This window comes from Nostoc sp., from assembly GCF_035638895.1.
Taxonomy (GTDB): Bacteria; Cyanobacteriota; Cyanobacteriia; order Cyanobacteriales; family Nostocaceae; genus Nostoc.
This window is the reverse complement of the sequence record NZ_DASQZC010000489.1, coordinates 1-3,072: the sequence shown is the minus strand read 5'-3', so window position 1 is coordinate 3,072 and position 3,072 is coordinate 1. Positions and strand designations below refer to the sequence as shown.

The window sequence follows — 3,072 nt, the reverse complement described above, 5'->3', positions numbered from 1 at the left end:
AGGTTAGAGCGATCGCCACCTGTACTATCTTGAATTGCTACACGCAAAGAGCGTGGATCAGTCGGAGTCGCCTGCTGTTCCTCTTCTGACTCCAAACCAAAGTGTTGAGCCATCACTTTAGCAATACCATCTTTGTTGGGCAACCAATAGCTAGCATCAAATTCATTTTTATCGCTAAAGCGACCTGGCAGCATTAACATTTGCATATTAGAGCGATTTGTCCGCACCCCAAAACCCATTAGCGCCACTAACTCTTCAACCGTCAAATTGGTATCAATGTGGTCTTTCACTACCTCAAGAACTTTAGGTAATTGAGCAACAGTAGCGGGGTTAAGTGTTTGATCCATCAAGGCACGCATGACCATTTGCTGGCGCTGAATCCGACCAATATCACCGAGTTCGTCATGGCGAAACCGTAGCAATTGCAGTGTCTGCTCGCCGTTGAGATGCTGCTTACCCGCCTTCAAATTGATGTACAAATGCTGAGAATCATCTTGGTACTTCATATCTTTGGGGACGTAGACTGTTACGCCTCCTAAAGCATCGATCAGCTTGGCAACTCCCAGAACATTAATTCGCACATAGCGATCAATTCCCGCGCCACCTAAGAGATTACTGACACTTCTGGCAGTCAAAGCTGGCCCACCTTCAACATTGGCGGCATTAATTTTTCTCACCCCATACCCCTCTATTTCTGTACGGGTATCTCTGGGAACGGAGAGCATAACTATTTTTTTAGTCTCTGGATCAAATTTGACCAAGAGCATCACATCGGCAAGACCATCAAAGGAGTTTACCTGGGGGAGGTATTTGAGGTTTTTGGTTTCTTCGGGAGGATTTTGCACATCTGGAGGAAGTACGCTCATGCCCATAACTAAGAGATTAACCGGGCGGGTTAATTCTGAAAATTGCAGCACACCTCCAGAAATGCGATCGCCATCAAACACCGCTTCATCCTGTGGACTTAGCTGGGCTTGTTGCAAAGGCGTACTGGTCAAAGACACTGCCAAAAGCGCCCCTGCTGTTGCTGACACCATTGCAATCCCACTCATGCCTACCCAAAACCACAGCCAACGCCCGGATTTCGGGTTATGGGAAAGGGGAATTCTTTTAATGGACTTTGAGGCTTTTCCCGACTGGTTTTCTTCCGCCGAACTTCTTTGAATGGTCACAGACTTCCTCACACTTACTCACTAATCAAATTCGGTAAATTTGCAAACTAAAAACATCCAAACAAATCAACCCATAATAACTAACTCTTAATTATCAGTGCTATTTTTTTTAATGTAGTGTCAACCACAACACTTATAGCAGCATTTTTCTTTCTTTTGGGCCAACTTAGAGATGTTTTACTGAAGTATGGCAATAATAAACTGGATTTGACTAGATATATAGATAAATCAACAGTAATTTTTTCGCAAATAGGTAAAACTACTGAAAAATTCTCACCCTACAAAATTAAGATAAGTACTTTCCTAGAACTCGTTCGGCTAAGTTAGTAAATCCTGGTAAACGCCCAGATTTGCCCTGCATCAGGCGCAAAATCAACCAGACACTTACTAAAAAGTAACCCGATGTGAGAAAGCTATTCAGGATAAAAAGACGTAGCGGAAAAAAATCTGAAGTTGCTGCTCCGGTAGCTAATAAAAGATATCCCAACAGCCAAGTAAGCGCCAAAGTAATAGACAGACGACTAATAGAAAGTTGTTCTCGGCTCCCTTGGCCCCGATAGAGAGTCCACAAGGACGGAAAAAAGCCGATGATCGGAATTAAATGTAAAAGCAACTGCGTTTTGGGCATTGGGTATTGGGCATTGGGCATTGTCTCCTTGTCTCCTTGTCCCCTTGTCCCCTCATCCCCCTCATCCCCCGACTTCCCACTCCCCACTCCCCACTCCCTATTCTCTTTCGGTTCAAAATTTTTCATTTGGATTAGTTTAACTCCTAAACTAGAAGGATGAATAAGACTCATATAGTTAGAGATAATAATCTGTAAAGAAAGATTTCATTTAGTTCTATCCAGCAATCAGCTTAAAATGCAGACACGCAAGCTACTCGACTGGTGGCAAACATTCACACCAATAGCGCGAATCGGGGCGATCGCGTTATTCCTGCCGCTACTAGTTCTTAATGGTTGGGCACTTTCGGTATTTTTTAATTATTTCCATTCTCTCATAGTCATTTTAGTTGGAGCCTCAGTGCTAGCATTTCTGCTCAACTACCCCGTGAGCTGGATGGAGCATCAGGGTGCTAGGCGAGAGCAAGTCGCTATTTTAGTATTTCTCTTGGCTTTATCGATTTTATTAGCCTTGGGTGTGACACTTTTTCCATTGGCTCTTACCCAAGCTCAACAACTGGTGGCTCGTTTACCAGAGTTGATCGACTCTGGACGCTCTCAGTTAATGATATTAAACGAAAAAGCTGAGACTTATGGTTTACCGATTAACCTCGATGCTCTGGTAGTGCAAATCAACGATCGCGTCAAGGGACAATTGCAAGCGATCGCTGGACAAGTTTTAAATCTGGCAGTAGTTACAGTCACTAGTCTGCTAGATATTCTCTTGACGATGGTTTTGACTTTCTACCTTTTACAGCATGGGGGTGAACTCTGGGAAAGTTTAGTAGAATGGTTGCCTTCTAAATTTCGCGATCCTTTTTCCAAAACAGTCCGCTTGAGCTTCCAAAATTTCTTTATCACCCAGTTGATTTTATCTACTTGCATGGCATCAGCCCTGATTCCTACCTTTTTGTGGCTGAAAGTGCCATTTGGTCTACTATTTGGTCTAAGTATTGGTCTGATGGCTCTCGTGCCCTTTGGCGGTTCTGTAGGTATCGCTATGACTACACTATTGGTAGCGCTGCAAGATTTCTCAATGGGTGTGAGAGTCTTGATAGCGGCAGTAATTGTACAGCAAATTCTCGAAAACTTAATTGCCCCCCGAATTTTAGGCAGCTTTACTGGTTTAAATCCAGTTTGGATTTTAATTTCAGTCTTGACAGGGGCAAGAATTGGCGGACTCTTGGGTGTAATTGTGGCAGTACCCACAGCTGTTGTAATTAAGACTGCTTTAAG

Annotated in this window: 3 protein-coding genes; 1 reads left to right on the top strand and 2 read right to left on the bottom strand. The window is 43.5% G+C overall.

Annotation, left to right across the window (positions count from 1 at the left end; translation table 11 throughout):
* Both VE944_RS24600 and VE944_RS24595 read right to left on the bottom strand, forming a co-directional pair.
* The coding region (locus tag VE944_RS24600; protein ID WP_324983257.1) for an LCP family protein at positions 1–1,172 on the bottom strand (1,172 nt) is incomplete at its 3' end.
* 286 nt (positions 1,173–1,458) lie between these two features.
* Positions 1,459–1,821, bottom strand: coding sequence for a hypothetical protein (locus tag VE944_RS24595; RefSeq protein WP_324983260.1), 363 nt, complete (start codon positions 1,819–1,821; stop codon positions 1,459–1,461).
* A 214-nt stretch (positions 1,822–2,035) separates the two neighbouring features.
* On the opposite strand from VE944_RS24595, the gene VE944_RS24590 reads away from it, so the two are divergent.
* On the top strand, positions 2,036–3,072 hold a 1,037-nt coding region (locus VE944_RS24590), incomplete at its 3' end, for an AI-2E family transporter (RefSeq protein ID WP_324983254.1).

Coding starts and splice junctions, on each gene's coding strand:
- VE944_RS24595 (WP_324983260.1), bottom strand. CDS start 1,821: ATGCCCAATGCCCAATACCCAATGCCCAAAACGCAGTTGCTTTTACAT.